Source organism: Pseudofrankia sp. EUN1h, assembly GCF_001854645.1.
GTDB classification, from domain to species: Bacteria; Actinomycetota; Actinomycetes; order Frankiales; family Frankiaceae; genus Pseudofrankia; species Pseudofrankia saprophytica.
Genome location: NZ_MBLN01000002.1, coordinates 43,627 through 69,068 on the forward strand (window position 1 = coordinate 43,627; position 25,442 = coordinate 69,068).

General features: G+C 70.1%; 21 protein-coding genes and 1 pseudogene. 9 read left to right on the forward strand and 13 right to left on the reverse strand.

Translation table 11 applies throughout. From position 1 onward, the window contains the following. Nucleotides 1-132: 132 nt before the first annotated feature. Together BCD49_RS00790 and BCD49_RS00795 are read right to left on the reverse strand one after the other, a co-directional pair. Nucleotides 133-1,488: an ABC transporter substrate-binding protein gene (locus BCD49_RS00790; protein WP_083401175.1), complete on the reverse strand. Its 1,356-nt coding sequence runs from the start codon at nt 1,486-1,488 to the stop codon at nt 133-135. 488 nt (nt 1,489-1,976) lie between these two features. Then, the gene (locus BCD49_RS00795) at nt 1,977-2,798 is read right to left on the reverse strand and encodes an SDR family oxidoreductase (protein ID WP_007508833.1); all 822 of its coding nucleotides are present in this window, start codon (nt 2,796-2,798) and stop codon (nt 1,977-1,979) included. A gap of 134 nt (nt 2,799-2,932) precedes the next feature. Between BCD49_RS00795 and BCD49_RS00800 the strand changes: the two genes are divergently transcribed. From BCD49_RS00800 to BCD49_RS00815, 4 genes are all read left to right on the forward strand, one after another. Continuing rightward, nucleotides 2,933-3,589, forward strand: coding sequence for a TetR/AcrR family transcriptional regulator (locus tag BCD49_RS00800; protein ID WP_007508835.1), 657 nt, complete (start codon nt 2,933-2,935; stop codon nt 3,587-3,589). A gap of 65 nt (nt 3,590-3,654) precedes the next feature. Continuing rightward, the gene (gene yaaA, locus BCD49_RS00805) at nt 3,655-4,521 is read left to right on the forward strand and encodes a peroxide stress protein YaaA (RefSeq protein WP_007508837.1); all 867 of its coding nucleotides are present in this window, start codon (nt 3,655-3,657) and stop codon (nt 4,519-4,521) included. Nucleotides 4,522-4,998: 477 nt separating this feature from the next. Then, nucleotides 4,999-5,400 carry a hypothetical protein gene (locus BCD49_RS00810; RefSeq protein WP_007508840.1) on the forward strand — a complete coding sequence of 134 codons (402 nt, stop codon included), beginning with the start codon at nt 4,999-5,001 and terminating at the stop codon, nt 5,398-5,400. 179 nt (nt 5,401-5,579) lie between these two features. Next, nucleotides 5,580-6,041, forward strand: a complete 462-nt coding sequence (locus tag BCD49_RS00815; protein ID WP_007508842.1) for a hypothetical protein — start codon at nt 5,580-5,582, stop codon at nt 6,039-6,041. Nucleotides 6,042-6,087: 46 nt separating this feature from the next. Here BCD49_RS00815 and BCD49_RS00820 read toward each other — a convergent pair whose 3' ends face one another. The 6 genes and pseudogenes from BCD49_RS00820 to BCD49_RS46260 form a co-directional block, all read right to left on the reverse strand. Next, entirely contained in the window at nt 6,088-7,893 is a 1,806-nt protein-coding gene (locus tag BCD49_RS00820; RefSeq protein ID WP_007508844.1) for a carbohydrate-binding domain-containing protein, read from the reverse strand. Continuing rightward, entirely contained in the window at nt 7,890-8,717 is an 828-nt protein-coding gene (locus BCD49_RS00825) for a VTC domain-containing protein (RefSeq protein WP_071041006.1), read from the reverse strand. The genes BCD49_RS00820 and BCD49_RS00825 overlap by 4 nt, the downstream gene beginning before the upstream one ends. Beyond that, a complete protein-coding gene (locus BCD49_RS00830) occupies nt 8,714-9,307 on the reverse strand; it encodes a DUF4956 domain-containing protein (RefSeq protein WP_007508847.1) in 594 nt (197 codons plus the stop codon). The genes BCD49_RS00825 and BCD49_RS00830 overlap by 4 nt, the downstream gene beginning before the upstream one ends. A gap of 292 nt (nt 9,308-9,599) precedes the next feature. Further along, entirely contained in the window at nt 9,600-9,950 is a 351-nt protein-coding gene (locus BCD49_RS00835) for a Rieske (2Fe-2S) protein (protein WP_071041007.1), read from the reverse strand. Then, on the reverse strand, nt 9,947-12,451 hold the full coding sequence (nirB, locus tag BCD49_RS00840; RefSeq protein ID WP_083401207.1) for a nitrite reductase large subunit NirB: 2,505 nt from the start codon (nt 12,449-12,451) through the stop codon (nt 9,947-9,949). Before nirB ends, BCD49_RS00835 begins: the two co-directional genes overlap by 4 nt. Before the next feature lie 5 nt (nt 12,452-12,456). Then, a pseudogene (locus BCD49_RS46260) lies at nt 12,457-15,011 on the reverse strand (molybdopterin oxidoreductase family protein). Nucleotides 15,012-15,309: 298 nt separating this feature from the next. On the opposite strand from BCD49_RS46260, the gene BCD49_RS00850 reads away from it, so the two are divergent. Beyond that, on the forward strand, nt 15,310-16,692 hold the full coding sequence (locus tag BCD49_RS00850) for a nitrate/nitrite transporter (protein ID WP_071041008.1): 1,383 nt from the start codon (nt 15,310-15,312) through the stop codon (nt 16,690-16,692). Between the two features lie 164 nt (nt 16,693-16,856). Here BCD49_RS00850 and BCD49_RS00855 read toward each other — a convergent pair whose 3' ends face one another. Continuing rightward, nucleotides 16,857-18,266 (reverse strand): hypothetical protein, encoded by a 1,410-nt coding sequence (locus tag BCD49_RS00855; RefSeq protein WP_007508858.1) that lies wholly within the window; start codon nt 18,264-18,266, stop codon nt 16,857-16,859. Between the two features lie 106 nt (nt 18,267-18,372). Further along, the gene (locus tag BCD49_RS41855; protein WP_241832224.1) at nt 18,373-18,513 is read right to left on the reverse strand and encodes a hypothetical protein; all 141 of its coding nucleotides are present in this window, start codon (nt 18,511-18,513) and stop codon (nt 18,373-18,375) included. A 127-nt stretch (nt 18,514-18,640) separates the two neighbouring features. Here BCD49_RS41855 and BCD49_RS00860 point away from each other — a divergent pair, with 127 nt between their 5' ends. The 3 genes from BCD49_RS00860 to BCD49_RS00870 all read left to right on the forward strand — a co-directional run bounded on the left by BCD49_RS00860 (nt 18,641) and on the right by BCD49_RS00870 (nt 21,034). Then, on the forward strand, nt 18,641-18,889 hold the full coding sequence (locus BCD49_RS00860; RefSeq protein ID WP_071041009.1) for a hypothetical protein: 249 nt from the start codon (nt 18,641-18,643) through the stop codon (nt 18,887-18,889). 69 nt (nt 18,890-18,958) lie between these two features. Next, nucleotides 18,959-19,870 (forward strand): SDR family NAD(P)-dependent oxidoreductase, encoded by a 912-nt coding sequence (locus BCD49_RS44660; protein WP_007508864.1) that lies wholly within the window; start codon nt 18,959-18,961, stop codon nt 19,868-19,870. Between the two features lie 498 nt (nt 19,871-20,368). After that, complete coding sequence (locus tag BCD49_RS00870; protein ID WP_007508867.1) at nt 20,369-21,034, forward strand: cutinase family protein; 666 nt, start codon at nt 20,369-20,371, stop codon at nt 21,032-21,034. 271 nt (nt 21,035-21,305) lie between these two features. On the opposite strand, the gene BCD49_RS00875 is transcribed toward BCD49_RS00870, so the two are convergent. Continuing rightward, nucleotides 21,306-21,509, reverse strand: coding sequence for a cold-shock protein (locus tag BCD49_RS00875; protein ID WP_007508869.1), 204 nt, complete (start codon nt 21,507-21,509; stop codon nt 21,306-21,308). 545 nt (nt 21,510-22,054) lie between these two features. Between BCD49_RS00875 and BCD49_RS00880 the strand changes: the two genes are divergently transcribed. Next, nucleotides 22,055-23,296 (forward strand): RNA polymerase sigma factor, encoded by a 1,242-nt coding sequence (locus BCD49_RS00880; RefSeq protein ID WP_007508870.1) that lies wholly within the window; start codon nt 22,055-22,057, stop codon nt 23,294-23,296. 78 nt (nt 23,297-23,374) lie between these two features. Here the strand turns inward: BCD49_RS00880 and BCD49_RS45760 are convergent, their stop codons facing one another. Both BCD49_RS45760 and BCD49_RS00890 read right to left on the reverse strand, forming a co-directional pair. Next, nucleotides 23,375-24,199: a response regulator gene (locus tag BCD49_RS45760; protein WP_007508872.1), complete on the reverse strand. Its 825-nt coding sequence runs from the start codon at nt 24,197-24,199 to the stop codon at nt 23,375-23,377. Beyond that, the gene (locus BCD49_RS00890) at nt 24,196-25,353 is read right to left on the reverse strand and encodes a sensor histidine kinase (RefSeq protein WP_007508874.1); all 1,158 of its coding nucleotides are present in this window, start codon (nt 25,351-25,353) and stop codon (nt 24,196-24,198) included. Before BCD49_RS00890 ends, BCD49_RS45760 begins: the two co-directional genes overlap by 4 nt. Nucleotides 25,354-25,442 lie beyond the last annotated feature (89 nt).

The following is a 25,442-nucleotide window of genomic DNA, read 5'->3' on the forward strand; positions in this document are numbered from 1 at the left end:
CGTGGGACGTCGTCGAAGACGTGGGCGTAGATGTCGGCTGTCGTGCCGATTCGGGTGCGGTGACCTGCGCGCCCGGGGGAACTGCTTGACGGCACCGTCGKGGCTATGGACGGGGACGCGGGTCGCGGTGGGTCAGTTGAGGGCAGATCCGCACCAGTAGCCGTCGCGGGCGAGTGAGGYCGGGGGCGGCACGGGCGCCAGGCCCGTTCCGGCCTGGTTGACGGTGATGAAGCCCTCGCAGAGCGTCGGCTGCTTGGGTCGCGTGTGGTCGACGGGGGCGATGAGGCCGTCCGCCGAGTAGTTGTCCACCTCGCGGAGGCTGTCGATGAAGGTCTGGCGGGTGGGGCAGGCGCCGGCGAGCTTCAGACCCAGGAGCATGTCGTCGGCGGCGACGTAGCCACCGATGGCGAGTTCTTCGGTCGGGTCCACCGCCTCGGGCGTATACGTGGTCATCGCCTCTTGATAGGCATTCCTGGCTGCGGACCCCGGGGGGGCGATGGTCGACATGAYGGACATACCGGCCATCTCGCCGCCACGCCGGGCGAGCAGTTCAGGGCTGATGCCGCTGGTGTTCAGCGCGACGTTCAGCTTGACTCCGGATCTCTTGGACGCCGCGTAGACGTCAATGAAGGGTTCGGTCTGGGCAAGGCCGATGATGGTGTCGGCGCCCAGCTCCTTGATTCGTTCGGCGACGCTGTCCGGGCTGGTGATTCCCGCGGTGTAGGAGACCGAGGCGACAACCGTGATTCCGCGACTTTGTAGGCTGGGCACGAAGTGCGAGGCAAGATCCAGGGTGACCTCCTGRTTCTGGTCGACGACGATGACGGCCTTGGTGCCGCCGCGCGCCTTGACGAAGTCGCCGAACACGGACGTGTCGCCGGAGTTGTACAGGTTCCCGAAGTGAAAGAGGTTGGGGTATTTGCTCCAGATCGCACTGGTGGCCGTTCCGGTGATCGGGACGTTCTCCTGCGCGAGCCAGCCGGCCGCTTTGTCCATGACGACGGATGTTATGACGAGACCGAAGACCTTCTCGGAGTCGACCAGATGGTGCGTGGCCAGCAGGAACGCATCCGGGTTGGAATGGTCGTCGCTCCACGCGAGTTCGATGCGACGACCGTTGACACCTCCCCGGTCATTCTGCTCGTCAATGCGGGCCGTGGCGCCGGCGCGAGCCCCCTTGAACACATCGACGAGTGCCGCGGGACCGGTGTCAGGATAGATGAACCCGAGCTTGACGGATGTGGCTGTGACCCCGGGAACATTTGTCGAGCAAGCGCCGGTCTGGGATCCATGCGCACCCGATGAGGCACACCCAGCCAGTGTCGCTGGTAACGCGAGCAATGCGGCAGTGATCGCCAGGACGGCGGCCCGCCGGTTCTGTAAGTGATAGATCATCAACTGTCGTCCCATCAGGATGCGCTGTTGTGCGGCGGAGCCGCGAAGCCATGAGCGGGCGGTCGGCAGTCGGAAGGAGAAGTGCACGACCACGGGCGACCGCCCCGAAGGCGAATCATTGGTTTCACTACGGCGGCCCCCCAAGCTCTCGCTGCACCATTCCGCTCAATGACGAGACTCGGCGGGCTCTCGGCCTGGCGACTCTCGACGCGGCGGCGACTCTTGCCGATCTACAGCCCGCGAGGTAGGCCCGCATTGTGGATCCCGTTGGCCCTCCCTGTCGAGCGCCGGGTGGAGTCCACGGACATGATGTACGGAGTGTGATCGTCCGGCGACTTGTCGGTGTGATGGTCCGTGACGTTGGACGGCCATCGCGTGATTCTTTMGAGAACGGCGAAGAACTCGAGAAAGATACATATCGCGATGGCCCTGCGTCCGACTGTGACTGATGCTGAGCGTTGGGTGAGGAGCCGGTGGCGGTGGGAGATCCGGGCCGTGATCTGTTTCGACTCGGCGCGGATTCGTGGCGTGCAACGTTCCTTCACGGCCGGCGGTGGCGGACGTAGCCAGGTCCAGCGCGTTCAGACGCTCATGGTCTGGGCCGGGCGGATCACGATCTCGGGGATGTTGAGGCGTAGCGGGGTGCCCAGGACGTAGAGGACCGCGTCGGCGATGTCATCCGGCCGGGCGATGTGGGTTTCGAGCGCGGCCTGGGCGGCGTCGAGGACGCTTTCGGGGAGCCGCTGGCCTGGCACGACGTCCAGGGCGGCGCCGGCCAGTGCTCCGATGCCGGCGATGACCTCGGGGGTGAAGTTGCGGACGGCGTTGGTCGCGACGACGCCGGGAAGCAGGGAGGTGACGCGGATGTCGTCGCCTTCGAGCTCCTGGCGAAGACCCTCGCTCAGGTAGCTGACGGCGGCTTTGGTGGCGCCATAGACGCCGAAATCGGGGCGCAGTACCGCGGTGGAAGAGATGTTGACGATGTGTCCGCCACTGCCGGTGCGGCGCATCGCGGCGACGGCGGCGCGGCAGCCGACCAGCAGCGCGAGCACGTTGACGTCGAGCATCTCCTGGGCGGTTTCGGCGTCCTCGGCGAGGATGGGGCGGTTGCCGGCTATCCCGGCGTTGTTGACCATCACGTCGAGCCGGCCCGCCTCGTCGGCGACCCGGGCGACCAGCGCCTCGAACGCGTCGCGATCGCGGACGTCGAGGACGGTGGCGGACGCCGAACCCCCCGCGGCCTCGATGCGGGCGGCGGACGCCGCCATCGGTTCGGCGGTCCGCCCGACGAGGTGGACCGCGGCCCCGGCGGCTCCCAGCCGTTCGGCGATCGCCCGGCCGATGCCGCTGGACGCTCCGGTCACGATCGCGGTCCGGCCACGTACCGTCGAGCCGTTCGTCATGGTGACGCTCCTTGACGACGTCGAGATGCGAGCGAATGCTCGCATTAGGGCGAACGCAGAATACGAGTGATTGCTCGTGTTCGTCAATGATGGTGGCGGCCCGTTGGCGGCCTGGCCGCGAGGAGGGCGAGCCGGTGACACCGACACGTGACCCGGCGGCGGCAGCGGCGGCGGCGGGCCCGAAGCGCCAGGAGCGCGGGCGCCGCCGCGCCGAGTCGATCCTGGACGCTGCCGAGCTCGCGATCAGCGAGGTCGGCTACGACGCGGTGACGACGAACCTGATCGCGGCGCGGGCTGGCATCTCTCCCGGGTCGCTGTACCAGTACTTCGCCAACAAGCAGGCGATCGTCGAGGCGCTCGCCCTGCGCTATCTCGAACACCTCGGCGCGGCCGGTGCCGGCCTGCTCGGCCCCGAGCTCGTCACGCTGCCCACGGCGGAACTCGTCGAGCGGGTCGTCGACCCGGTCGTCGCGTTCAACCTCGCCCACCCGGCGGCCAACACGCTGCTCGCGGGCGCCGGTCTGTCCCCGGAGCTGGCCACGGCCACCAGGTCCCTGCACGCGTCGATCTGCGATCAGATCGAGGTGCTGATCGGCGAGATCGCGCCGCATCTCGCTCTCGGTGCACGCCACCTCGCCGCGACCGTCTCGTTCCAGATCTTCGCCGGCGTGCTGCCCGTCATCGCCGCGGCGGCGCCTGGAGACCGGCCCGCCGTGACTCGCGAGCTCAAGGCCGCCATCACCGGTTACTGGAGCGGTCTGCGGGTCGCCTCGAACCAGCCGCGCCGGTAGTCCACGGGGCGGGAGAAGGTGATCCGTATCGGGACACCCAGATAGCGGGAAGTGAGGTCGGACAGGTGCGCATCCTGCTGCCGCCGAGCGAGGCGAAGACCCAGGGTGGCGACGGGCCGTCGCTGCGGGTCGCCGGGTTCGGCGACGGTCCGCTCGCGGCCGCCCGTGCCGAGGTGACACAGGCCGTCGCCGCCTTCTGCCGCGACGACCCGGCGGCTGCGATCGTCGCGTTCCGGCTGCCGGCCTCGCGGGCCGAGATGGAACTGGCCGCCAACGCCGCGATCCTGGACGCGCCGACAAGGCCGGCACTTGACCGGTTCGTGGGCGTGCTCTACGAGGCGCTGGCCCCAGCGACGCTTCCGCCCGCCGCGCGGGCCGCGGCCGACCGCGCGCTGTTCGTCTCCAACGGCGCGTTCGGCCTGATTGGCGCGGCCGAGCCGGTGCCCGACCACCGTGTCGGCATGGCGGCGGCCATCCCCGGACTGGGCGGCCGCTCCACACCGACGGTGCTCGCGACCTTCTGGCGCGCGAGGCTCGCCCTGGTCCTGCCAGACCTGCTCGTATCCACCCCGGCCGCCGTCGGTGAGCACCTCGTCGTGGACCTGCGCTCGTCGGACTACGCGACCGTGCCCACCCTTTCCGGACCGCTCCGGTCGGGCGCGCTGCCCGTGCGCGCGCTGACCGAGAAACTCGTCGACGGGCGCTGGGTTCGCCGCCCGCTCAGCTACCAGGCCAAGCAGACGAAGGGCCTGCTGACCCGAGCGCTGCTGCTCACCGAAGCGGCCGGCCGTCCGGTGAAGACCGCCGACGACGTGGCCGAGGTCGCCGAGTCCGCCGGCCTCGTCGCCGAGCCGCGCGGTACCGCCACCGCGCCCGCCCTCGACATCATCTCCCGCTGGAACCCACCGGATGCCGGCCGTCTGGCTGGGTGAGGACGGGACGTAGGTCGGTGCCGTCCGGCCAGTAGCTCGCCGCGCCCGCCCGCCCGCCCGCTGACGTCATCTCCGCGTACCACCAACGCGGTACACCGACCCACTGCCTGCTACGGCTGGTGCTTGCCCCGACCGGCTCGCGTGTGGCCTCATTGCGTCCGCCGACGGCCCTGACGGGCCGGCTTCGCGACGAAGCCGGTGATACCTGCCAACGGTGTCCGTCACCAGGTCCCTGGCTCTGCCATCGGCTACGGAGGTGCCGGGCCTCGAGTACCGCGCTCGTGGTAGCCGGAATTGTCGGCACGTGCAGGACGTGGGATTGGGCCCCGTGGAACAGGATCGTCTCGTACACAACGGCCGGATATCGCGACCGGATCCCAGCACCGGTCCTCTGCCGGGCGTCTGCCCACACCAAATGTCAGTCCGCTGTGGAGACCATGCACGTTCACGCGGCGAACGGCACGAAAGGGGAACTCCATGTACCGGCGACTCATCCTGATCGGCGTGGCTATTGCGTCGTTGGCGGCCTGCCGACCGGCCGCCACTTCCGCCGTGAGTCCGACACCTTCTTCCGTCACGACGCAAGTGCCGGCGAGTCCGACGGCCGACAGTGGCGACGCGGCCGACACCGGCGACGCGGCCGACACCTCCACGTACGTCAGCCAGTTTCGCCGACAGTTTCCCGACCTCGCCGAGGGTAAGACCGACGCGCAGATCCTCAGCGATGGCGAGGCTGACTGCTCGGATATGGCCGCCAGCTGGAAGATGGTCACGCCTTCGATGGGACAGCGCTACAGCCTGGGTAGCTCGACAGCCGACCAGGCCGTTCTCTACAACATTGCGCTACTGGACATGTTCGCCCTCTGCCCCGCCCGCTGACCCGCGCCTGCGCGGCGGACCGCGCCCGACCCGTGAACGTCTCCCGTTGGCCGTGCCGGCGTGGGCGACACCAGTTCAGCCAGCTGCACCGACGATCCCCCTGTGACGCCCCGCGGCGAAGAGCTGGGTGACGGCATCGTCGGGACCGCGGACCTCACCCTCATGCGAAAGGAACACCGGTGAGATCAATCCTCTCAACCGTCTGGTCGTTCATCCTCTGGCAGGCGTTCGCGGCCGGCCTGGTCGGCACCGTGGCCGGTGGCAGGATCCTCGACGTCGACGGTACACAGAAACAGCTGATCGGCTATGGTTCGGCTGTAGTGTCGCTCGTCGCCGGCTCGCTTCTCGCGAAAAGAGAACCACTGAAATCTGTTCTCGCCTCGCGGAAGGTGCAGTGGTTCCTGTTCCTGTTCAACGGCGCCGTCGCCGCGGCAGCTTACTTCTACGTCGGCGGCGCGAAGGGGATCGCGGCCGCGGCCGGCATGGGCCTCGTCTCGCTCGGCGCCGGATTCGGCCTGCTGAAGCGCGCCGACCAACCACCGCCCCCGCCCCGGCACATCCCTGAACAACGCCAGACAACCCGCGTGGACCTCTGGGCCGGAACAGGAGCCGGACGTCATCGGGCACGCCGAACGACATGACCCTGTGGCGTGAAATTGGACGGTCAGGGTCGCCTTCGTATGGCCGTTAGGTTCCGGACATACCGGGTGGTTGCTGCCCGCCGCGGCCGGGGAAGCCTCCGCCGCCCGTTCCGCCGGCCGGGGCGGCGCCGGCCGTCGCCGTCGCGATCTTCGTGGCCAACCCGAGGCTGCCGGTCTCCGCGAGCCCGCCGACGCTGTTCCCGGACGCCGTGCCGCCGGAGTAGATCGCGTACTCCTTGCCGGTGGCGATGCCGGCTCCAGAGTAGATCAGATTCCCGATCGGCTTCGAGGTGACGAAGGTGGCCAGCACCGTGCCGTCGGCATCGACGACCTGCAGGGTCGTGCCCGCGGTGACGGCCGAGTCGAAGGTCGCCGCAACCCATCCCTGGGTGGAGTCCGTGCTCGGCGCGGCGCCCCCCATGCCGGCACTGCCGGCTGCGACCAGGACGCCACCGGTGACGTCGAGGGTGCCGTTGACGTCGATGGCGCTGTTCCCGCCCTGCTCTGGCCCGTTGACCACGACGGTGCCGCCCGAGATCGTCCCGGTGCCGTTGGAGTCCAGCCCGTCGCCGCCGGAGTCGATGATCAGGGTGCCGCCGGTGACGACCACCGAGTAGTCGCCGATATCCTCCCCGCCGCCCTGACCCGTGCCGCCGGAGCCGTTGACCCCGTCGTCGCTGGCGACGATGTTCACGTCGCCGCCGTTGATGGCGATGTCGGTGCCCTCGAGGCCCTCAGACGACGTGGTTATGGTGAGCTTGCCCGCGTCGACGAGCAGGCCCGCGTCGGAGTGCGCGCCGTCGTCGCCGCTGGCGGCCGTGATGGTGGCGCCGCTGACGTGCAGGGCCCCGTCGGTGTGGATGGCGTCGTCGGAGGAGTCCACCGCGATGGTGCCGCCCTCCAGCACGGTGATCACTGCCGACTTGAGCCCCTTGGTGGACGTGTCGTCGGTCGGCTGGACGCCGCTGCCCCCGCCCGCCTTCACAGACAGAGTGCCGCCGGTGACGACCAGGTCGGTGGCCGCGTCGACGCCGTCGCCACCGGCGGTGATGGTCACCGCGCCGCCGGCGATCGCGACATATCCGGCGTCGGCGTCCTCGGTGTCGTCGGCCTTGAGCCCGTCGCCCCCGGACTTGACGGTGATCGTGCCACCGTCGACGACGACATAGTCCTTGCCTCGGATCCCGTCGTCGGCGGCGTCGACCGTGATGCTGCCCGAGGAGATGACCAGGCCGTCCTTGCTCGCGATCGCGTCGTTGCCGATGCCGTGCACGGTCAGCGCGCCACTGCCGGTGATGGTCAGGTCGGCGGAGCTGAACAGCGCGGCGTTGACGTCCGCGTCCTGGGCGTAGGAGTCGGTGTCGCGCAGGGAGTTGGTGCTGCCCTCGGCAAGGATGACGACCGCCTCGTCCGCGTCGGTGACCGCGATCGCCGCGCTCGAGGAGCTGGCGATGGTGGCCCCGTCGAGGACCAGCTTCACGGTTTGGTCGGGGGCGTTGACGACGACCTGGCCGTTCAGGGTTCCGGTAAGCCGGTAGGTGCCGGCGGCGGTGATCGTCACCGTGGATCCCGTCACCGTGACCCCGTCGCCGCCGGCAGACGCCGAGGATCCGGTCAGGGTGACGTTCACGACCGCGGACTCGTCGTACGTCGCGTCGCCGTCCTCGGCGTGGTCGGCCTGGTTGGCGGCGAGCACCTGGGCGGCGCTCTGCGCGGCACTCTGGCTGACCTGGGCGGACGTGGCCGGTGCCGGGGCCGTGCTCGCGTCGTCGCCACCCGAGCAGCCGGACAGCGCGCCGGCGAGCAGGGCCAGACAGACGGACGCGCCGGCCAGTTTCCTTCTGATTCTCATGGTCTCGTCTCCTGCGCCGAACAGGCGCGGGCGGGCCGGGTCCTCCCGGTCGCGGATTCGGCGAAGTGGCGCCGCAGCACGGGGTGCCACCGGTTGGCGGGCAGGTCGGACCGCAGGGCGGCCAGGCCGGTGGTGTATTTCGACATCGAGCAGGGGCGGTGCTGCAGGGACCACAGCAGCCGGTCGACGTCGGACGCATCCCGGGGCGACTTGGTCTCGACGACGACACGCCGTGGGGTCTCGATGGCTGGTCCGTCCGGCAGCGCCCAGGCCAGCGAGGTGTCGATCGTCACCCGGGCGGCGGCGGACGGGATGAACAGAGTGGACCGCCGGTAGGCGCTGATCAGAGCCGGGTCGAACCGCAGATGCTCGACGCGGATACCCGCCGCGGCCAGGACGGCGTCGGTGTACGCACGGGCGCGGGCGTCGAGGTGGTGGGTGTCTCCCCAGTACGGAGTCCGCTGTTTGACCGTGGCACCGCGGGCGCAGCGCGTCTTGACCTCCAGGTAACGCGCGCCCGTGTCCAGATAGCTGCGCGTCCTGAGCTTGAACCGTCGGCGCCGGCCGCGGGCCGCGCCCAGATAGCTGTCCAGGTTCGKGGTGTCGAAATAGACGGACCGGTAGTCGAGCTCTCGTCGCCCGTCGATCTCCAACACCCGTACGCCGCCCAGAACGGCCAGCGATTCCAGCAGCGCGGGCAGGTCACGGGAAGGCAGGACGTACTTGTGGTCGACCCGCCGGAGCAGTTCCGCCCGTTCAACCAACTCGTCCAGCTCGATCGGCGGGAAGGCGTCGATCGATGTGTTCCTGCCGGTGGTCTTCATGAGGTCAGCCGCTCTATAGCCGGCATCGACGCACGGCGCGCCTCGGCGTGCAGCAGCGCGTAGCGGACCTCGACCAGCGTCGTGTCGTTGACCTGGTCGACGTGCTGGACTGTCAGATTGACCACCCGGGCGTTCAGGAGCATCTCCAGATGGGCGCGCAGGGCGTGCTCGTCCGTGTGCGCGGAGTCCAGCCGCAGGGTCTGCTGGCGATAACGCTGAAACAGCCTCGGATGGTCACCGACGAACAGCGCCAGGACGATCAGGCCCATGAGCCCGCCGGTCAGCGCGGTCAGTGTCTGGTGCAGCCCGGCGAGGAGGCCCAGCGCGAGGGCCGCGAAGTAGTACGCGATCTCATGCTGAGTGATCTCGTACGACCGCAGCCGGATGATCGACAGCACGCCGAACAGGCCGAGTCCCAGGCCGGCGCCCACCGTCGAGGAAGCGAGCGCCGTCGACACCGCGAGCACGGCGACGTTCACGCCGAGAAAAGCGGCTACCAGGTCTCGGCGGTGGTGCCGAGGAAAATAGAGACCGAACGCCAGCACGGCGATGGCCACCAGATCGGCAACAAGGATCTTCCACTGGGCCACAGAGATTCCTTCGCCTGGAGTTCATGACCCGTTCATTTGAGCAGGCGAGCTTGTGTGCCAGCTGTGATCGCGCTGTGTCGAGGGTGAAGACCTTGCGTGGCGGGCTCCGCCAGGCTGGCCCACGAGCCCGGCGGTGGACGGCGGGGCCCGCCGGGGGTCTGCCGTCGCGAACGACCCATCCCGCCGTCATTGCCGACTGCGACTACCGGCATCCCAATGATTCGGCATCTGCCCGTTGTGCTCGCGACCAGGGCCACCACGAAGGCGACGCGGTCTGACTATCTGCAAGCCCTTAGCCGATGGTGATCTCGATGATTCCGTCGTCGCTGACGCGGATCGGGTAGCAGGTTAGGGGTGGTGCTCCGCTGGGTGAGATGCCGGTGGTCAGGTCGAAGGTGYTGCTGTGCAGCGGGCAGATGACGACCGTGTCGTCGGCCTGGCCGTCGGCGAGTGGGCCGCCGGCGTGCGGGCAGACCGCGTCGATCGCCCGTAGCTGGCCGGAGCGTAGCCGGAAGACGGCGATCTGTCGGCCGCCGGCTGCGTAGGCGCGGGCCTCTCCGAGGGGGATGTCGGCCAGTGGGCCGAGGCGGTGGACCACACGGCCGTCCGGACTGGCGTGGGCAGTCTCGGTGGCTGGGTTCATCGGACTGGCACCTTCGGCAGGTCGACCAGGGGGAGTGAGGTGCGGAACTGGCCGGCGGTGACGGGGTCGCGTCCCTCCAGCCATGGGTCGGAGTATGCGTCGACCGCCTGCTGCATCCGGGCGTCGAGGTCGGCGGCGATGCCGTCGCTGTCGTCGACGACGACGTCCCGGATCTTGTCGATGCCGAGGCGGGGGACGAACGAATAGGTCCGTTCCAGCCATCTCGCGTTCTCGCGGTAGTACTGCAGGAACCGTCCGGTGAGCGTGATGACCTGGTCAGGGGTGTCGACGGTGGCGAGTAGGTCGCCTTTACGGATGTGCGCCCCGGCGGCGCCGCCGACGTAGATCTGCCACTGGCCGCCCTCGATCGCGACGACGCCGAGGTCCTTCACCAGCGCCTCGGCGCAGTTGCGGGGGCAGCCGGTGACGGCGAGTTTCATCTTCGCCGGGCTTTCCAATCCTTGGAAGCGTTTTTCAATGGCGATGCCCAGCGCGGTGGAGTCACCGAGGCCGTAGCGGCAGAACTCCAGGCCGACGCAGGTCTTCACGGTGCGGAAGCTCTTGCCGTAGGCGTAGCCGGAGGGCATGTCCAGGTCGGCCCACACCTTCGGCAGGTCMTCCTTGCGGACGCCGAGCAGGTCGATACGCTGTCCGCCGGTGATCTTGACCATGGGGATGTTGTACTTCTCCGCGACGTCGGCGATCCGGCGTAGCTGTGCCGGGGTCGTCACGCCGCCGGCGATCTGCGGCACCACGGAGAAGGTGCCGTCCTTCTGGATGTTGGCGTGGACCCGGTCGTTGACGAACCGGGCGTCGCGTTCGTCGAAGTAGTCGCGGCCCCAGATGGTGCGCAGCAGGGAGGTCAGCGGCATCTTGCTGGCTGCGTCTTCCTGGCCGTCGGGGGCGAGCGCGGCGAACACTGCCGACACCGACCGCAGATTGCGTTCCCGCACCGCGGCGATGAGCGTCGGCTTGTCCATCGGGATGGCCGGCACGTACCAGTCGGCTGCCTCGTCCTGTTCGACCTCGCCGCCGGCGGCCCATTCGACGATCTGTGTGACGAGGGTCTTGCAGGAGCCGCAGCCCTTGCCCGCGCGGGTGGCGGCCATCACTCCGCCTACGGTCTTCTGCCCGGCCTGGACGCAGGCGACCAGTGCTGCCTTGGACACTCCGTTGCAGTTGCAGACCTGGGTGTCGTCGGCGAGTTCGGCGGCGCCGACCTCCTGCGGTGGGGTGCCGATGTCGAACAGCATCTCCAGGCGGGCTTTGGGGAGCGGCAGACCCCGGTCGAACGCCTGGATGAGGAACGCGGCTTTGCGGGTGTCGCCGAGCAGGGTCGCGCCGACGAGTTTCCCGTCGCGGATGACGACGCTCTTGTACACGCCGTGTCTTGGTTCGATGAAGCGGACGACCTCGTCGTCGTCGCGTTCGGGTTCCTTCAGGCCCATGGTGGCGACGTCGCAGCCGGCGACCTTCAGTTTTGTGGCGATTTTCGAGCCGTGGTAGGCGGCGTGCGGGTTGGCGCCGGTGATGTGCTCGGCGAGCACGGTCGCCTGTTCCCACAGCGGGGCGACGAGCCCATACACCTCGCCGCGGTGCTGGGCGCATTCGCCGACGACGTAGATGTCGGGGTCGTTGATGGCGCGCATCTGATCGTCCGTGACGATCGCGCGTTCGACCTCCAGGCCGGCGCGGGCGCCGAGTTCGCTGTTGGAGCGGATCCCGGTGGCGATCACGACCATGTCCGCCCCGATGTGGGTGCCGTCCGCGAGGGTGACCCCGGTGACGGTGTCGTCGCCGAGCACGGCGGTGGTCCTCGCGCGGGTGTGGACGGTGATGCCGAGGGCCTCTACGCTGCGCCGCAGGATCTGCCCCGCCTCGGCGTCGAGCTGGGCGTTCATCAGGGTCGGGGCGGCGTGCAGGAGGTGGACGGCCAGGCCGTGGTTCTGCAGGCCGCGGGCGGCCTCCAGGCCGAGCAGCCCGCCGCCGATCACGACGGCGGTCCGGTGGCCGCGGGCGGCGGCGATCATCTGCCGGCAGTCGTCGAGGGTGCGGAACGCGAACACCCCGGGGGTGAGGGTGCCATCGGACCGGTGCACCCCGTTGATCGGGGGGATGAACGCTCGGCTGCCGGTCGCGATGATCAGTTTGTCATACGGTTGGGCGGTTCCGTCCGGGGCGAACACCGCCCTGGCGTAGCGGTCGATCCGGGTGACCCGGACCCCGGCGTGCAGGCGGATGCCGTTGGACCGGTACCAGTCGAGTGGGTTAAGGAAGATTTCCTTCTCGTCCTCGATCCCGGCGAGCACGTTCGACAGCAGGATGCGGTTGTAGTTGCCGTACGGCTCGTCGCCGTAGATGGTGATGGCGAACATGCTCCCGCCGCGGCGGGCCAGGATCTCCTCCACGGCGCGGACGCCGGCCATCCCGTTTCCGACGACGACGAGACGCTGGCGGGGGCGGTCGGCGGGCTGCCGCTGTGCCGGCATGGTGGTGGTCATCGCGGTCACACCTCGATGAGGCCGAGGTCGACGACCACCGTGCCGGCGGTTCCTTCCGGCGCGGCCACGTGCACCTCGATGCGGGCGTCGCCGAGGAGGTCCTCCACCACCCGCAGCGGCACGTGGATGTCGCCTTTGGCGCCGACGGGGAAGTAGCGCATCGGCGTGCCGTCCCGCAGCAGCACAAGGTAGATCAGCTCGCTGGTGGAGTTGCCGGCGCGGACGTACACCGGCTGGGTGGCGATGCCGGGTGGGACCACATAGGTCAGCGACGGGTCGAGCAGGAACGGCTTTTGCAGGCCGTGGCCCTCGAAGGGGAAGACCCCCTGCAGGAAACGTGGCGTGCTGTGCATGCGGCKGTCCTTCCGGGTCGGTGCGGACAGCGGAGGCGGGGCCAGGGATGTGGCGCCCGGCGGCCGGGTCGTCCCAGTGGTGTCGGCGACGGGCACGGTCGCGCCAGCCGGCACGGTGCTGCCGCCGTCGGGCAGGCCATCGAGGCGACGGATCGTCACTGCGCACGCCTTGAACTCCGGCATCCGTGAGGTCGGGTCCAGCGCCGGGTTGGTCAGCAGGTTGGCGGTCGACAGCCCGCTCCAGTGGAACGAGGCGAACAAGGTGTCGGGGCGGATGGTGTCGCTGACCCGAGCGCGGAACACCGCCCGGCCCCGACGGGAGGACACCTCGACCAGATCGCCAGGCGTGATCTCATGTTGGGCCGCGAGCGTGGGGTGGATCTCGACGGCCGGGTCGGGGTCGGCCGTCAGCAGCGCCCGTACCCGCCGGGTTTGGGTACCGGACTGGTACTGCTGCATGATCCGGCCGGTGGTCAGGTAGTACGGGTAGCCGCGGTCGGGTTGTTCCGCGGGTCCCTGGTGGCGGACCGCGACGAACCGGGCGCGGCCGTCCGCGGTGGCGAACCGGTCGGTGAACAGCCGGGGGGTGCCGGGATGGTCGATGTCGGGGCAGGGCCAGAACACGCCGCGTTCAGCGGCGATCCGCTCGTAGGTGATCCCCGCGTAGTCCGCCAGGCCGCCGGCGCTGGCCCGGCGCAGCTCGTCGAACACCATCCGCGGTGAGTCGGTGAAGAACTGACCCCGGCCGAGCCGCCGGGCCAGTTCCGCGAACACCTGCAGGTCGGTCCGCACGCCGTCGGGTGGGGGCAGCGCGGCGCGGCGCAGCAGGACGCGGCCTTCCAGGTTGGTCAGTGTCCCCTCCTCTTCGGCCCACTGCGCGGTCGGCAGCACCACATCGGCCAGCTGCGCGGTCTCGGAGACGAAGAAGTCGGACACGGCCAGGAAGTCCAGGGCCGCGAGCCGCCGGGCGATGCGGTTCGCGTCCGGGGCCGACACTGCCGGGTTGGACGCGACCACCAGCAGCGCCCGCACCCCGCCGTCGCTGCCGAGTGCGTCGAGTAGCTCGTACGCGGACGGTCCCGGCGGTGGCAGCGTGTCCGGGTCGATGCCCCAGACGGCGGCGACGTGCGCCCGGTCGGCCGGGTCGGACAGTTCCGGTAGCCGGGGAGCTGGTCKGCTTTATGCCCGTGTTCCCGCCCGCCCTGCCCGTTGCCMTGCCCGGTGATCGTGCCGTAGCCAGAGGAGGGCCGGCCCGGCAGCCCCAGCGCGAGCGCCAGGTTGATCCAGGCGGCGACGGTGGCCGTGCCGGACGCGTGCTGCTCGGCGCCCCGTGCGGTGAGCACCATCGCCCGGTCCGCCTCGGCGAGCAGGTGGACCGTGCGGCGCAGGTCCGCCTCCGGCACGCCGGTGATCCGTTCGACCCGGCCTGGCCAGTATCCGGCGACCGTCTGGCGCACCGCGTCGAACCCCACCGCCCGTGCCGCGACGTAGTCGTCGTCGACCAGGCCGTCGCGGATCGCGATGTGCAGCAGCCCGTTCGCCAACGCGAGGTCGCTGCCAGGGGTGTTCTGCAGGTGCAGCCAGGCGCCGCGGGCGGTCGCGGTCGCCCGCGGGTCGACCACCACGTGCCGGGCGCCGGGCGCCCGGCCGGCGTCGAACCACTGCATCACCGGCGGCATCGTGTCCGCCGGGTTGCTGCCGACCAGCAGCACCGCCTGCGCCTCGGCGATATCGCTCACCGGGAACGGCAACCCCCGGTCGATCCCGAACGCGCGGCTGCTGGCGGCGGCGGCCGAGGACATGCAGAACCGGCCGTTGTAGTCGATCGACCGGCTCCCCAGCCCCACCCGGACGAACTTGCCCAGCGTGTACGCCTTCTCGTTGGTCAGCCCACCCCCGCCGAAGCAGCCCACACTGTCCGGCCCGTAGCGGGCCTGGCAGTCCCGGATCGCCGCCACGACCCGGTCCAGCGCCTCCTCCCACGACGCCGGCCGTAACTCGCCGCCGCGGCCATCACGCACCAGCGGGGTGGTCAGCCGCTCGCCGTGGTCGAGCAGGTCCGCCGCCGTCCACCCCTTCGAGCACAACCCGCCCCGATTGGTCGGGAAGTCGTCCTGCGGTGTGAGGCCGACCGAGGTCCGACCCGGGCGTAGCTCGATCCCGCACTGCAAGGAGCAGTAGGGACAGTGCGTCGCCGTGGCCGTCACCCGCTGCCCACCACCACAGACGCCGCCATAGACGACATGCTCAGATCTGGCGGTTTCGTCGCAGTGCCGTGCGTGTTACCTACCGCCACCGAGATCCAGCCGCGGCCAGCCACCCGATCCCACCGCTGGCCCGACCCTGCCACGGGCAGCCGGCGTGGGCCTTCTCAGCCGCGAGACTCCCGCGCGCCGGCCGCCGGCGGGGCGGTGAGTGGCCATCCCGGCTTGTTACACCCACGCCCCATGCGGCCGGCGTGTACCTACCGTCATGGGACCAGCCCGACGCCGCAGGAGCGCGCCCATGAGCACCTCACTGGAGGATGTCCCGTCGGCCGGATCCGTCACCATCCCGATCCAGCGAGGCCGCTGGATCGAGGACTGGCGGCCCGAGGAAACCACGTTCTGGTCCGGCGGCGGCGCCAAGGTCGCCCGCCGTAACCTGGTCTTCTCGATCCTCTCGGAACACATCGGTTTCTCCATCTGGAGCCTGTGGTCCGTCCTCGTGCTGTTCCTCGGCCCCCAATATCACATCGACGCGGCCGGGAAATTCCTGCTGACCTCGGTGCCGACGCTGGTCGGTTCCGTGCTGCGGCTGCCCTACACCTTCGCGGTGGCCACGTTCGGCGGTCGGAACTGGACCGTCTTCAGCGCGTCCATCCTGCTGGTCCCGACCATTCTGGCCGCGATCATCCTGAAGCCCGGCGCCTCCTACAGCACCCTGCTCATCGTCGCGGCCGTCGCCGGTGTCGGCGGCGGGAACTTCGCCTCGTCGATGACAAACATCAACGCCTACTTCCCTGAACGACTCAAGGGCCGCGCCCTCGGCCTCAACGCCGGCGGCGGCAACATCGGCGTGGCCGCGGTCCAACTCGTCGGTCTGCTCGTGCTCGCCACCGCAGGCAGGGGCCACCCCCGGGTCGTGCTCGCCGTCTACATCCCGCTCATCGTCCTCGCCGCTCTCGGCGCCTACCTGTTCATGGACAACCTGACCTCCGCCCGCAATGACAAGCGGGCCATGCKGGACGTCTGCCGGGACGGCTACACCTGGATCATGTCGGTGCTCTACATCGGCACCTTCGGCTCGTTCATCGGCTTCGGTTTCGCGTTCGGCCAGGTCCTTCAGGTCCAATTCAAGTCCGACTTCGACACACCCATCAAGGCCGCCTACCTGACTTTCCTCGGACCGCTGCTCGGTTCACTGATCCGCCCCGTGGGCGGCGCCCTGGCCGACCGGCTCGGCGGTGCGAAGGTATCCTTCTGGAACTTCGTCGCGATGGCCGTCAGCGCCGCGCTCGTACTGGTCGCGTCGCTGAACAAGTCACTGGCATTGTTCCTCGTCGGGTTCATCGCACTGTTCGTCTTCAGCGGGGTGGGAAACGGCTCGACCTACAAGATGATCCCGGCCATCTTCCGGGCCAAGTCGAAGCTGCGCATCGCCACCGGAGCGGACCAGACCACCTCCGACCGGGAAGCGCGCCGGCTGGCCGGCGCGCTCATCGGTGTCGCCGGTGCGATCGGCGCCTTCGGCGGCGTGCTGGTCAACCTCGCCTTCCGCCAATCCTTCCTCACCTACAAGTCCGGAAACGGGGCATACATCGTCTTCATCGCCTACTACGCGATCTGCTTCGCTCTCACCTGGTACGTCTTCCTCCGCCCGTCCCCGAAACGCCTCACCAAAGTCTGATCCCTGGCAGGCGGTCATGCCGAGTAGCAGTCGATTGATCTCCGCCCGCCCCGCCCGACGCTGGCGGGGCGGGACCCCTCGGTCCGGAATTGCGGACGGGCGCGGCCACCTCGCCGCGCCCGTCCGTCCGTCGCTTCCCGTGGTGTCGTGTCCCGTGGTGTCAGTTAGTTGAGCGGCATGACCCGCACGATCCGGATGGACGTGCCGGAGGCGCCGGCGGCGGGGAAGGCGATGCTGCCGTCGGCGTAGTCCTTGGCCTCGACGTAGGTGTGGTCCGCCACGGCGATCGTGAACTGGCCGCCCACGGCCTTGCCGGTGGTGGAGTCGTACGCCTGGGCGGCGATCGAGGAGCCCGACTTCCAGGTCAGGAGCATCCTGGCGGGGCCGTAGGCGGCCAGGTGCGAGTGCTGGGTCTTGTCGGCGGTGAGAACCGTCTGATCGGACGCGCCGGTGGAGAAGTGCTCCAGCCGCGTCTGGTTGCCGTTGCTCCAGGCGGTCCAGTAGCCCTGGGTACCGGCCAGCAGGATGTTGCCGCCGAACAGGGTCCCGTCACAGACCCCGGCCGCGACGGTCTGGCCGGTGCCGGGGCGGGCGATGCGGCAGTTGTTGTCCGTGGCGCAGACCATCGCGAAATGGCCGGTCCGGGCGTCCCAGATGATGTGGGAGTCCCAGGCGTGGCTGCAGCCCCAGGCGAAACTGTCGTGCCCGGAGACCGGGGAGCCGGTGGTGGCGTTGACCACCTGCATCCGGTCACCCTCGTGGATGTCGACGCAACTGCCGTTGGCCACGGTGATCGCCGCCTCGAAGTAGGCGGCGTAGTTGGTGCCGTCGTAGGCCAGGGTGCCGTGGTGGTTGTACCACCACACGAAGAGAGCCCCGGGATCGTAGCCGCCGAGGCTATCGCTCAGGTTGGTGACCTGCTGCTCCCATACCTGCCGGCCGGAGTTGTCGAAGCGGACCATCCACATGGTCTTGGTCGGGCTGGAGGTCCCGCCGCACAGCTTCCCACTGCCCTGCGGGCCAGGACGGGTCAGTAGTACCACCACGCCCTGCGTATCGGCCTTGATGTCCTGCAGGTCGATCCCGTCCACGGCCGTGGGGGTACCGACCAGTTGGTCACCGCAGTCCAGCTTGCCTAGGTGGACCTTGGAGTCTGTGCCCAACCAGGCCAGCCAAGACCCGCCGCCCGGCGCCGCGGCGATCGCGGTCGGCAACGGGTCGGTGTCGCCCTGCGGCGCGAAGCTGACCACCGGGGACCCCAGGCTGACCTCGGTGATCCTCGTCGCGGGTGAGGCACCCGCCGTCCGCCCGCAGGTACCGGACGCCGGTCCGGAGGAGGTCGTGGTGGGTGATGGCGTCGGGGTTCCCGCCGGGGTGGTGGCTGGCGACGACGGCGCGGTCGGCGGGGCGGACGGAGAGGCGGTCGGCCGGACCGACGGCGAGGCGGTCGGGGTGGCCCCGGTGCCGCCGCCGGCGCCGCCTCCGCCCGGGAAGCCAGCGGGTACGCAGCCGGCGATCGCGGCGACGGCGACCACCGCCAGAGCCGAGTTCCGGACTGTTCGTTTCAGGGTCATGGTTGGGCTCCGTCGAGTCGGGTCCCCTCCCCATGGAAAGTCGTTTCGCGACCGTGAATGGTTGCCGCTTCGCGGAGGCGGGTGCGGAGAGATTCGCGGAGGCAGGTCAGGTGAGCCGGGTCCCGTCGGCCTGGTCGTAGGGACGGATCTCAGCGAGGCGCCGGTCGCGCAGCTTGCTGGTCCAGGCGGGGTCGGAGAGCAGCGCACGGCCGAGCGCCACCAGGTCGGACTCGCCTGGGTGATCCACACAGGTGCCCTCGGTCACGATCAGGCCGATCTCTGGGGATGTGTTCTGGCAGCAATATTGAGGTAACGGGGGCATCTAGGGCGCGGACTGGCGGTTGGACGGGAGGACCCGCGACCGAGGAGCAGACATGAGCGTCCCCGTCTTCGACAGCCAGATCCCGGCCACCGCGGCCCGCAAGGTCGARTTCGTCAGCGCGACCAGCCACAGCGGTGGCTCCGAGCTCCATCCACAAGGGTTCGGCGTCGATCTGRCCGCCTACCGCCAGTACGTCCGGGCGCTCGACGAGGCCGGCTTCGACTACACCCTGAACGGCTACAGCGCGAACTCCGCCGACTCGTTCGTCGTCGCCTCCGCCAGTATCGAATCACCCGCGTGACACCGCACAGGCGTTACACCGCACCCGCGTGATGCATCACCGGCGTGACATCGAGAAGGATAGTGCACTGTGGACCTTGGACTCGCGGGGCGACGCGCGATCGTGACGGGCGGCAGCCGGGGCATCGGGCTGGCGGTGGCGAGTGCTCTGCTTGCCGAGGGAGCCCAGGTGGTGATCGCGGCCCGCGACGGTGAGCGGCTGAAGACGGCGGCGGCCCAGCTGGCCGCGGGCAGCGTGGACGGGGTCGTCGTCCCGGTGGTGGCCGACACCGGCAGCGACGAGTCGGTGCGGGAGCTGGTCGCGCGCACCGTCGACGAGCTGGGCGGAGTCGACATCCTGGTCAACAACGCCGCCCGCGTCGGCGGCGCGGGCGGTCCTGGCGGTGTGCGGGGCCTGGCCACGGCGGACGCCGCCGCCGACCTCAACGTGAAGGTGCTCGGCTATCTGCGCACCGCCCAAGAGGTGATTCCGCACCTCGTGGCGCAGTGGTGGGGCCGCATCATCAACGTCGGAGGGGTCGCGGCCCGCCAGGTCGGCCTCGTCTCGGGCTCGATCCGCAACGCCGGCATCGTCGCGCTGACGAAGACCCTCGCCGACGAGCTCGGCGCCCACGGTGTCACCGTCAACGCCGTCCACGAGTGCGCATCGGAGGCGCTCACCGATGTTCACGTCACTCGTCGATGCTCCGCGCCCGAGGCGTTGTTCCACGCGATCGGACCGGCGCGCGCCCGGTCGTTGCCCGGATTCCTTGGCAATTTCGTCCTGAATCCCGCCCAACTCGCGGCGGCGCTACCGGGAATCCTGGCCGCGTTCTCCTTCTCACCGCGCGAGCGCGTCCAGATCCGCGGCCGGATGGATGAGGCGCTCGCCGACTCCGTGCCGCACGACCTCGACGAGGTGCTTGAAACGCTTTCTCGGCGCGCTCAGTGGGCGGCGGATCGCACCATGGGACTGGTCAGCACCTGTCAGGCGATCATGTGACTGTGCCCGGCGTCATCGTTCGGTCCGCTCCGCCGGCGGGCCTGCTCCGCCGCTTCCGCAGGCGCCCAAGCAGGTTCTGACGCCGCTCGGCGACGGGGCTGAGCCGCTTGCGCGCGAGGCTGTCGTCAACGCGGCCCGATCTGGCCTCGGCCGTCTGGCCGAGGCCATGTGCCGATCGCGGGTTCTCGTCAACCGCGACACTAGCCTAAAGGTGCTAGTCGGTGGTCCTTTCTAGCTAGGTCGATAGTCCCGGCAACCCATTTGCCCCATCTTCTGGGCCTGCAGTTTCACTGTGCAACTGAAGTCGAAAGGCCCCTCGGCAGCACCTAGGTGCCATTTTCCCGCTGAATGGCCCCTCGTTACGTTTGCCCAGCTCTCGGTACCCCCAACCGGGAGCTCCCGGTACCCCCAACCGGGAAGTTGCCCGGATCCCCCAGCCGGGAAGTTGCCCGGATCCCCCTCCCCGGGCAGCCAGCGACGAGGAAGGTGCTCGCGACGATGGTGCTCAAGAACGGAACTCTCTTTACGTTCCTGGCGATGGCGACGGCAGCGACCGGAGGTGTCGCTGGTTGCCCCGGGCCGGGCTCGGGGCCATCCACGCCCGTGAAGTGCGCCGACGTGGAGGTCGTCTTCGCCCGCGGCAGCGGAGAGCTGCCGGGCCTCGGAATCACCGGCGGCCCGTTCGTCACCTCCCTGAAGGCCGATCTGGCCGGCAGGTCGGTGAACTCATATGCCGTGAACTACGCGGCCGACATAGCCCAGACCTCGGCCGGCCCCGGTGCCACCGACATGACCAACCACGTCACCTCGGTGGCCGCGGAATGCCCGAACACCAAGTTCGTGCTCGGCGGATACTCGCAGGGCGCCAGCGTCACCGACATCTCGATCGGTATCCCGACGTTTCTCGGCAGCGGTAAGACCATCCCGACCAACCTGGCTCCACGGGTCGCGGCGGTCGTCGTCTTCGGAAACCCGCTGGCGTTGACCGGCGGCCACATCCCGACCGCCAGCCAGCTCTACGGCCCCAAGTCCAAGGAGTTCTGCGCACTGGGTGACCCGGTCTGCGCCAACGGCGTCAATGGCGCGGCCCATCTGACTTACTCCATCAACGGGATGACCACCCAGGGCGCGGCGTTCGCGGCCGGCAAGGTCACGGGTTCCTGACCCGTTGACCCGTTGATCCATCCGGCGCGGCGGTGTGGCGAAGAGCCGCGCCGCCGCGCCGCCATGCCGCCAGCATCACGGCAGGTGGTGCTCGCCTGTGGCCTCACCCAGTCCGGCGGGCCGGCGGGCCGGCGTGGCGCATGGTTGCGCATGGCAGGGCTCGTGCATGGCAGGGCTCGTGCATGGCAGAGCCGCGCCCGCCGAGAGTGGCGCACGCAAAACAGCGCGCGGCCGAGTGGCCGCGCGCTGTTTTATGGAAGTCTGAGTGTCGTCAGACGGGTTGGACGTTGTCGGCCTGCGGGCCCTTCTGGCCCTGCACGATCTCGAACTGTACCGTCTGCCCCTCGTCGAGCGACTTGTAGCCGTCCGCCATAATCGCCGAGAAGTGGACGAACACGTCTGGACCGCCACCGTCCACGGAGATGAATCCGAAACCCTTCTCCGCGTTGAACCACTTGACGGTGCCCTGAGCCACGGACGTYCTCCTTGCTACTTTTCCCGGCAGACGTCTCTCGTCTTCCGGTCGCGCACCGACCGTGGATCATTCCCCGGCCGGCCGTTCCGTTCGACGATGCATGACGCTCATACAGCGGAGAACAGGCAACGGCACCACCCTACTCGCCTCCGGCGCCGACGGGCCCACCGCGCCCCGTCCGGTTCCGTCCGTTCCGGCGGGTCGCGAGGTCGGAACGGACGGAACGGGGCAGACGGCCCGCCGAGATCGACCGGGCGTCCACGGGCACACCGTGACGGTTCGCTGGCTGGCGCGAACCCGCGAGGCGGCCAGCGTCAGGCCCCGGCGGCGGCGCGTGATGGCGTAGCCTGGCGTAGATCGCCACACACGCTCCATCGCCCGACATGACCGCCGCCGGACGACGAGATACCCAACTGCACCTCCGCTCGGCAACAGTCGGGTGCCGCCACGGACGATGCGCCAACGGACACAGAGCGGCCTCGGGGACGTGACCCATGACTTTGGTGACTCCACCGCCCGGAACCTCCAACAGGCTGGAGCCAGCCATGGGCAGCAAAACCCGGCCCGCTAGGGGACGCACCTCTACAAGCCCGCGGGCCCTCGCGATCCCGGTTCGGGTCGCCGTCGAGTCAGGCGGTCCGAGCGAGAGCGGCCTCGCCGCCGACGTCGCGGACCCCCGACTGGACGTCGTCGATAGGGATGACGTCGTCGGCAAGGATGACGACGGGCCGGAGGACAGCCCCCAGGACGACGGGCCGGAGGACGCCTCCCAGGAAGATGGTCGCCAGGAGGAAAGCCGTCAGGACGACGGTGACCCGGGCGACGAGCCGGCGTCGCCCGCCCGGCGACGGGTGGCGCCACGGGAAGCCCCGGTAACCGCCCACGACCCGGTGCGGCTGTACCTGACGAGCATCGGCAAGACCCCGCTGCTGACCGCCGCGGGCGAGGTGGACCTCGCGAAACGGATCGAGGCCGGGCTGTTCGCCGGCTACAAGCTCGCGAACGACGCCGATGACATGTCCCCGCGGCAACGCCTGGACCTCGAGGCCATCGAGCTGGACGGGCAGCGGGCCAACCGACAGCTCGTCGAGGCCAACCTGCGGCTGGTCGTCTCGATCGCGCGGCGCTACGCCGGGCGGGGGATGCTCTTTCTCGACGTCGTGCAGGAGGGCAACCTCGGCCTCATCAGGGCCGTGGAGAAGTTCGACTACACCAAGGGCTACAAGTTCTCCACCTACGCCACCTGGTGGGTACGGCAGGCAATCACCCGGGCGCTCGCTGACCAGTCCCGCACGGTCCGCCTCCCGGTGCACCTCGTCGAGCTGCTCAACCAGCTGGCCCGGCTGCGCCGGGAGCTGCTGATGGAGCTCGGCCGCGAGCCCAGCAGGGAGGAGCTCGCCACCGCCCTCGGCGTCACCGCCAACCGGGTGGACGAGCTCTGGCGGATCTCCAGGGAACCGGTGTCCCTCGACAGCCCGGTCGGCGAGGACGCTGACACCGATCTCGGCGACCTGATCGAGGACACCGCGGCGATCGAGCCGATGGAAGCGGCCATGGTCTCCTGCCGGTCCGACCAGCTGGGCGCCGTCCTGCGCGCTCTGCCAGACAGGGAACGACGAGTGATCCAGCTGCGGTTCGGCCTGGTGGACGGCCGCGGCCGCACGCTCGACGAGATCGGCCGCGAGTTCGGGCTGACCCGGGAGCGCATCCGCCAGATCGAGCAGCGGACGCTGGCGAAGCTGCGCCACCCCGCCCGCTCCGAGTCCCTGCGCGACTACCTCGAATAGACCCCGCCACACTCGGGACGAGCCGCGCGGACAGGCAACCCGTCCGAGGCGCGCGCGGCCGGGTCAGAGCAGGTCGGGTCAGAGCAGATCGTGGTCGCGGGCGTAGATGGCGGCCTGGGTCCGGTCACGCAGACCGAGACGGTCAAGAATGCGGGAGACGTGGTTCTTGACGGTTCCCTCGCTGAGGTAGAGCCGAGCGGCGATCTCCCGGTTGTTCAGCCCGCCCGCGACCTGGCGCAGCACATCGATCTCCCGCGGCGTCAGACCGGCGATCGCGGGCCCGGCGGCTGACCAGTCAGCTGACGGCGGTGTCGAGGGCCGCGCGGTCCCGGCCGGTGGCGTCGCGGGCTGTCGCGCCGTGTCCGCACCGGTCGGCGGGACGGGGACCGGAAAGAAGCCTGCGCGGTCCAGGACCGTGCTGAGGCGGGCCGCGGCGGCCGGGTCGAACTGGACCACGCCGGCCTGGGCCAGCCGCACCGCGGCGGCGAGCTCGGCGGCCGGACGGTCCTTGAGCAGGTAGCCGGCCGCGCCCGCCCGCAGCGCGCGCACCACATAGTCCTCGTCGTCGAACGTCGTGAGCATGACCACCCGGCAGGCCGGCGCCCGCTCGGCCAGCTCCGCCGCCGCCGCGACACCGTCCAGCACCGGCATCCGCACGTCCATGAGCACCACGTCCGGGCCGAGGGCCAACGCCCGCTCGACCGCCTCCCGGCCGTCGGCGGCCATGCCCACGACCTCGATACCCGGCTGGATGCCGAGCAGGGCGGCGATGCTCTCCCGGATCAGTCGCTGGTCGTCGACCACCAGCACTCGGGTCGGCGGTGGCCCGGCTGGCGTGCGGCCGCCGGTCCCGGAGCCGGGTCCAGGCCCGGATTCGGGCGCGGGAGCGGGGGCGTCGGTCACGGCGTCGGCTCGAGCTGGTGGGGGATCGCGACGGCCAGGCGGGTGCCCCGACCCGGCTCGCTGTCGACCGTCACCAGGCCGCCGACGAGGGCCACCCGCTCGCGCATGCCCCGCAGGCCGAACCCCTCCCGGCCGGGCTCGAACCCGTGGCCGTCGTCGGCGACGACGAGGCGGGCCTCGGTCGGCGCGCAGTGGACGGTCACCACCGCCCGGGTGGCGTGCGCGTGCCGGCGGACATTGGTGATGCCCTCCTGAGCCGCCCGGTAGAGCGTCATCAACACCGCGGGCCCATAGCGGCGCTCGTCGCCGGACCAGTCCACGGTCACGGCCAGCCGGCCGTCGTCGGTCCGCGCGGCCTGCCTCGCCAGCTCGTTCAGGGCCGTGGAAAACCGGAACGGAGCCTCGCGCAGCGCGCCGACGGAGCGGCGGACATCCTCGAGCGCGAGCCTCGCCGACCGGTGCGCGTCGTCGACGGCGGCGTCCGCGGCCGCCGGGTCGCGGTCGCGGAAGGCGGCCGCCTTCTCCAACAGGACCGAGATGGCGGTCAGATGGTGGCCGAGCCCGTCGTGGATGTCGCGGGCGACCCGGTTGCGTTCCGCGGCGGCGGACAGCTCGGCCACCCGGTCCGCCGACGCCCGCAACCGCTCGTTCGCGTCGTGGGCGCGGGCCGTCGCCCGCCGTTCCTCGGCGGCGACCGCGGCCATCGCGATCGTCAGCACCAGTCCGAGGACGAACATCAGCAGGTCCGAGACGTGTTCCGACGACTGGTACCAGCGAGGTTCGGTCAGCTGGAACGCCAGGGCGACCGCCGCGACGCAGCCGACGCCGACCCCGACGCTCACCGCGCGGCCGAAGGCGAAGTACGCGGTGAACGGCAGCAGCAGGAACAGCACCCGCGCGAGTCCCGCCCCGTCACCGGCGGCGACCAGGACGAACAGCGCGGCGCGGGCGGCCAGCAACCCGACGGCCACCGGTCGCGGGGCGCCGGCTGGGAACCGCCGCCGCTCGGCGAGGTCCAGCACGGCCGCCGCGGCCAGCCCGCCGACGAACGGCAGCGGCCGGGTGTCGCCGACCCCGGCAAGGCCCGCGTACCCGCCGGCGACCAGCACACCCCCGTACAGGACGGGTGCGACCCACGGGACCGACGGCGACACGGCGACAGGGTACGTCGGGCGGCACGCTCGCCGGTATGCCCGAAAGGGCACGTGCCCAAAGGCACGGGCGGGCACCGGGTGCGAGGTGC